Genomic DNA, 6,169 nt, shown 5'->3' on the forward strand with positions numbered 1-6,169 from the left:
GATAGTATTCGTTACGGTATGTTACTTGGTGTATTGAATCCAATGCAGATTCCTTACTGGCTTTTTGTTGGAACCTATCTGATCTCCCATGAATGGATAGACATTGGGTATCTTTCTTTAAGCGTGTTTAGTGTTGGATCGGGGATAGGTGCTGCTCTGGCTTTATATGGTTTTGCGCGGTTTGCCAAATACATTAAAGAGAAGTTTGACCTGAGCAGTTATATTGTAAATAAGAGCATTGCCATCTTGTTCTTTGCTTTATCAGCCTACCATATTTGTAAGATTGTCTATATTCACTTTATAAAAGTTTAGCATTATTTTTTCAGAAATTCTACATTCCAGATCTTTTCAGCTCTTCGGCCAATGATCCAAAATGAAGCTGCCAGAACGGAAAAGAACAAGGCTTTGTGCCAGCTGTCCCAGAAATATTCAAAATAACGGGTATAGAGATTGATAAAAAGAAAGGTGATCCCGAATTCCCTGGCAATATCATCTCTGTATTTTAGACCAATCCAGATACTGAGTATGCAAATACTTGCAGAAATAATACCCCAGTAGAAAAGGCTGAGTTGTTTGACTTTGTACCATTCTTCAAGTGTTCCATAATTCCCAAATACAGAGATCAGCCAGAGAGATACAAAGAGGTAGACCATGCCGCTGATATAAGTGGTGCCGTAAAACAGTTCGAATTTTTTATTTCTTTTTAACAGTAATGCTGAGGTGGTAAGCAGCAGTCCAAAGCATACAAATCGCAGCGGATAATTCAGTCCTATGAAATACCAGTTCCATCTGGAAAGGTAACCTGTTTCTGTTCCAAACCACGCTCCCAAAGAAAGAAGTACAAAAGCCCAGATCAGTCTGGATTTAAAGACATAGGCTAGAACACCATAAATCAGTACAGATAAAAGGATCAGTAAGGAAAAATGCGAGCCGTTACTGCCGATGGCCTTACCCAGATAAGCAATAGCATTGGCAGTAAGCATGACTGCAGTAAAAATCAGTGCATCATTGCTGAAAATCTGCATCTGATGTGTTTTTCGTCTTTGAAAGCTCCTGTAGTATAAGATGCCTGCGGCTGCTGCAGACAGCAGGCTGATGATACTGTCTGGTGTATCGTACAGCTTTTTTAAATAAGTTAGAATATCCTTGTCGATCAGGAGTGCACCTAAAGAAATTACTCCGCAGGCCATTGCAATCCAAAAGGAATACTGAGCAAGCCTTCTCCAGTCAAAACTTTTGGATTCATAACTGTTCTGTAACAACTTGGCCTGTTCGCTGTTTATCATATTCTGATCCTGCCAATATTGGAGCATTTCGTCTAAAAACTCACTTTTTTCCTGATCTAATTTCATTGGCGGGGATGATAAAAACCTTAAGTTAGGTTTTCTTTAACAGATCAGGAACTTTTTTGTGATTTCCAACAATCCAAACAATATCATCATTTTCAAAAATTATATTGGAATCAGGATTAAGGATTCGCTCTCCTTTTCTTTCTATCCCGACAACAAGTCCTTGTGTGATATCTCTGATCCCTGAATTTCTGATGCTGTGTCCATAAATTGGAGAGGAGCTGTTTACGACAATCTTTTGCAGGGTCATGTCATTTTTAGGGAAATCTGTATGTGAAGTTTCATCGACAGCACCCTCAAATAATTCTTTAACAACAGCCAGCTGATCGTCTGTCCCGATAACCAGGATTTTATCATGAGGGTATAACCGTTCGTCGCGACCTGGTGTAGGAATCATGATTTTTCCTCTTTCAATTAAGGCAATGTTGACGCCATATTTTTCCCGGATGGACAGTTCCATTAACGTAAAGCCAACCAGTTTGGATTCTGGTGCAATGGTGAGCTCTGCCAAATGTGTATCCCATGGCAGGATCTCTGGTTGGGCATTTTGTGCTTCACGGGCATTGAGATTGTAAAGAAAGCGATTTTCCAGTCTGTTGTAGAAAGCTTGCAATTTCCTGGAGAAAATGAACATCACCGCAAGGATTAAAGCCAGAGCAATAGCAATGGAGATGAGTGTATTATAAAACTGGAAGATGAGAAAACCTACAAAACAAATGGCCAGGGCAATCCTTAGTATTTCGAGTGCCACTAAAGGACCTCGGGTGTATTTTTTGTTTAACCACAGATTGCTGTAAGCCTTTCTTTCCATTTTTCTTAAAGCAAGAGCCCATAGAAATGGTGTCATGATCATCAGGGTAAGCAGCAGGCTGATCACGGTTCCATTGTGTCCGTTGATGAGATGTTCAGCAATAAATGGTTGTACATATTTTGAGCCCAATACGACAATGGAGATTAAGATCACACTGTGAATAATCGTATTGAATGTATAGGCCTTAAGAAAGACCTTCCAATCGCTGAGGGTCGTAATGCCTGCTGTACTGGAACTGTAACGGTTTAAGCCTTCTATCCATTGCTTAGGTAAAGAACGTTCAATGAACTTGTAAAAGGGTTCAGAGGCTTTAATCAGATAGGGGGTAGTAAATGTAGTGATGGCCGACACTGCAACTGCAATAGGGTACAGAAATTCGCTGGTCACTTTTAAAGATAATCCCAGTGTTGCGATGATAAACGAGAACTCGCCGATCTGTGCAAGGCTCATTCCTGTTTGTACCGAAGTTTTTAAAGGCTGCCCGGAAATTAAAGCACCGAGGCCTGAGCTTAGAAATTTACCCAGGACGGTCGCTATGGTAATGATCAGAATAGGACCGGCATAATCGATCAGGATCTTCGGGTCAATAAGCATACCCACTGAAACAAAGAAAATAGCAGCAAAGAGATCTTTTACCGATTTTGTAAGATGTTCTATACGTTCAGCCTGGGTGGTTTCTGCTAAGATAGAGCCCATGATAAAGGCACCGAGCGCAGGAGAGAAGCCAACCTTAACGGCAAGTAAGACCATAATTAAACATAAGGCGATAGAGACGATCAGCATCGTCTCGTCGTTCATCAGTTTTTTCGTAGCCTTGAGAAAAGTGGGGATCAGGAAGATACCACCGATAAACCAGAGGACCAGAAAGAAACAAAGTTTCAAAATGGAAATGAGCATCTCCGTGCCTGCAAATTGTTGACTGACTGCCAGTGTGGAAAGCAGAACCAGCAGGAGAATAGCCACGAGGTCTTCCACAATCAGGACACCAAAGACCAGCCCTGCGAATTTTTTATGCTTTACGCCAAGTTCTTCGAAAGCACGGATGATGATTGTAGTAGAAGAAACTGAAAGTATACCCCCAAGGAAAATGCTGTCCATAACCGACCAGCTCATCAGCTGTCCGGCTGCAAATCCGATCAGCAGCATAAAGACCACTTCAACAATAGCCGTTATGGAAGCTGATCCTCCCACCTTAACAAGTTTTTTGAAACTGAATTCCAGTCCCAAACTAAACAGTAAAAAAATGACTCCAATCTCGGCCCAGATGTTAATACTTTCTTTATCGGTTACTGTTGGAATGAATTTAATATGTGGACCTACAAGGAGACCTGCAAGTATATAGCCCAGTACAAGAGGCTGTTTAATTCTTTTAAATAAAAGTGTAGTGACCCCTGCGGCGGCAAGGATAAGACCAAGATCGGTAATCAATACTGGCAAATGTATCATGAAACGCTGTTTTAAAATGGATAAATAATTGTGAACGGATGACTACAAATTATACTTACCAAAAAACATGTTTAGGGTACAGAAAACTAAAAATAATTAAATAATGTGAGAAAATGAAAGCGGGCTTATAGGCTGTGTTTGAAACACGCAGAATATGATATGTCCAATATTCCGGAAGCAGGTTGATCTGGGCTTTATACTTTTTGATGGCTTGAGGTACTGTCTGAAAGTCATCGTTAAAAGTATCTGGATCCGCAGTACATGTCTTTCCTGCCGCATAAGCAATTTGTTTACGGTCTAGTCTCATCTTTCCTGAAGCGAATGCAGAGAAAGAATAAAGCTGGAAACAAATGCATAAAACGAGCAAGTAAAGATACCTCATTGAAGTAAATATACTAAAAAAAAGGCCAGTTCTGTGCTTTAAATTAAGTTTTAAGCATTTTGTGACAGTTTTTTGAAAAAATTAAGCGTATTTTCTTTATCCTGTTTAAGTTGCTCTTTCAACGCTTCTAATCCAGTAAATTTAACATCGTGACGCAAAAACTCCAGGAAAGACATTTTTATATCTTGTCCGTAAATTTCTTTGTTAAAATCAAAAATATTGACTTCGATATTTCTGGTCATTCCGTTAATAGTTGGCCGCTGGCCAATATAAGCCATTCCTTTGTAAGAGCCTTCCTCCATGTCTACAGTAACGGCATAAATTCCATCCGAAGGAATAAGTTTATAAGATTCTTCAACAAAAAGATTGGCTGTGGGGAAACCAATAGTACGCCCAATTTTATCGCCTTTAATTACCCGGCCCTGTAAAGAAAAATGGTAACCCAGGTACTTTGCAGCCAGGGCCACATCGCCGGTAAGTAATGCTTGTCTTATTTTTGTGGAACTTACTGCAACGTCGTTGATATCCTGCTCGTCGATCACTTCTATGTTGTAATCAAATTTTTTGGCGCAAACTTCCAGTTCGGGCATTCCTCCTTTTCTGTCTTTGCCAAAACGGTGATCATAACCGACAATCAAATGTTTGGTCCCTATTGTCTCTACGAGTACATTTTGAATGTACTCTTCCGGATTTAAATTGGAGAAATCACGTGTGAAAGGGGTAATGATTAAATGATCTACACCTAAATCTGCTAAGATCTGGGCTTTCTCTTTGATGGTGTTGATCATTTTTAAATCCTGATTTTCGGGATCTATGATCAGTCGGGGGTGAGGAAAAAAAGTTAAGATCACGCTTTCTCCACCGGTTGCTCTGGCCAGTTCACATAATCTTCTGATGATTTTCTGATGTCCGTAGTGTACCCCGTCAAAAGTGCCAATGGTTACCACAGCATGGTCCAGTTTTTTGAATTCAGAAAGTTGATTATATATCTTCAATGTAGTAAAATTAATGTAATGGCTGGCGCTTAACTACACCACCTCTAATATCGGCTATTTGTTGCTGGATGACGAAGGCATCCGGGTCTATTTGCCTGATCGCAGTTTGCAGCTTGCTCATCTCTAGCTTTGTGACAACCGTATAAAGAATATCAATGTCCTTTTTCTCTCCGTAACCACCTTCGCCTTTATAAATCGTAACGCCACGTTTCATTTGGTGGATGATGAATTTTTTAATATGCTCATTTTTTACGGAAATGACGGTAACTCCAGTGTATTGCTCAATACCATTGACAATATAGTCAACGGTATTTGATGCCGATAAGTATGTTAGAATGGCATAGAGTGCAGTTTCGATGTCCAGAAATATGGCTGCAAAGGCAAAAATGACAATGTTTAAGATCAGGATAATATTCCCTACGGTCAGGGTGCTCTTCTTGCTCAGAAATAAGGCAAGAACCTCCGTACCATCGATCACACAGCCACCACGCATGGCAAGACCTATTCCCCCTCCCAAAAATAAGCCCCCAAAAAATGCAATCAGTAATTTGTCATGGGTGATGGGCTGAAATGGTGCAACGATTAATAAAATAGCTAATAATGCAATAGCTATGGCCGTCTTAATAGCAAAAATCTTTCCGATTTGACGGTATCCAAGAATAACAAAAGGAATATTGATCAGAACAATTAGATAGGAAAGCTTTAGTCCGGTCAACCGGCTGATCAAAAGTGATATACCTGTTACTCCACCATCAATAAAACCACTTGGAAGTAAAAAGCTCTTTAAACCAAAACATGCGGAAGTGATGCCGCAGGCTATTAAAAACAGGTTTTTAGTGAAATTGAGTTTTCCGGATTTTGTCTGACCACGCATGTTATTCCTTCTTGCTTCTAAGATAGCCAACCAGATCCATAACCTCAAATGCATTTTCCAGTAGGAAATCTCCGCTTCTGGTTCTGACAAGTTTAGATAAATATGCTCCGTTGTTCAGGTGTTTGCCGAAATCAGAGATCAGGGACCTGATATAGGTGCCCTTACTGCATACAATTCTGAAATCAATTTCAGGCAATTCAATCCGGGTAATTTCAAATACAGGAACAGAAACATGGCGTATGCGCAATTCTGTTTCTTCGCCTCTTCGGGCTTTCACGTACAAACGCTCTCCATTCACCTTAACCGCGGAAT

General features: G+C 40.2%; 5 protein-coding genes and 2 pseudogenes. 1 reads left to right on the top strand and 6 read right to left on the bottom strand.

Features of this window, described 5'->3' with window-relative positions:
• A pseudogene (locus tag VNZ46_RS07800) lies at nt 1–312 on the top strand (lysine transporter LysE); the annotation flags it as partial.
• A gap of 2 nt (nt 313–314) precedes the next feature.
• Here VNZ46_RS07800 and VNZ46_RS07805 read toward each other — a convergent pair.
• The 6 genes and pseudogenes from VNZ46_RS07805 to VNZ46_RS07830 form a co-directional block, all read right to left on the bottom strand.
• Nucleotides 315–1,352 carry a DUF2157 domain-containing protein gene (locus tag VNZ46_RS07805; protein WP_325559512.1) on the bottom strand — a complete coding sequence of 346 codons (1,038 nt, stop codon included), beginning with the start codon at nt 1,350–1,352 and terminating at the stop codon, nt 315–317.
• Nucleotides 1,353–1,377: 25 nt separating this feature from the next.
• Entirely contained in the window at nt 1,378–3,606 is a 2,229-nt protein-coding gene (locus VNZ46_RS07810; protein ID WP_325559513.1) for a cation:proton antiporter, read from the bottom strand.
• 55 nt (nt 3,607–3,661) lie between these two features.
• Nucleotides 3,662–3,988: a hypothetical protein gene (locus VNZ46_RS07815; RefSeq protein WP_325559514.1), complete on the bottom strand. Its 327-nt coding sequence runs from the start codon at nt 3,986–3,988 to the stop codon at nt 3,662–3,664.
• A gap of 50 nt (nt 3,989–4,038) precedes the next feature.
• Nucleotides 4,039–4,983, bottom strand: a complete 945-nt coding sequence (locus VNZ46_RS07820) for a bifunctional riboflavin kinase/FAD synthetase (protein WP_199081665.1) — start codon at nt 4,981–4,983, stop codon at nt 4,039–4,041.
• 10 nt (nt 4,984–4,993) lie between these two features.
• Nucleotides 4,994–5,857, bottom strand: coding sequence for a YitT family protein (locus VNZ46_RS07825; RefSeq protein WP_133779920.1), 864 nt, complete (start codon nt 5,855–5,857; stop codon nt 4,994–4,996).
• A 1-nt stretch (nt 5,858) separates the two neighbouring features.
• Nucleotides 5,859–6,169 (bottom strand): annotated as a pseudogene (locus tag VNZ46_RS07830) (tRNA pseudouridine(55) synthase); the annotation flags it as partial.

It is taken from the genome of Pedobacter sp. (assembly GCF_035566355.1).
Taxonomy (GTDB): domain Bacteria; phylum Bacteroidota; class Bacteroidia; order Sphingobacteriales; family Sphingobacteriaceae; genus Pedobacter.

Excerpts from the sequence above, each read along its gene's own strand:
- VNZ46_RS07805 (WP_325559512.1), bottom strand. The coding sequence starts at position 1,352 with ATGAAATTAGATCAGGAAAAAAGTGAGTTTTTAGACGAAATGCTCCAA.
- VNZ46_RS07810 (WP_325559513.1), bottom strand. The coding sequence starts at position 3,606 with ATGATACATTTGCCAGTATTGATTACCGATCTTGGTCTTATCCTTGCC.
- VNZ46_RS07815 (WP_325559514.1), bottom strand. The coding sequence starts at position 3,988 with ATGAGGTATCTTTACTTGCTCGTTTTATGCATTTGTTTCCAGCTTTAT.
- VNZ46_RS07825 (WP_133779920.1), bottom strand. The coding sequence starts at position 5,857 with ATGCGTGGTCAGACAAAATCCGGAAAACTCAATTTCACTAAAAACCTG.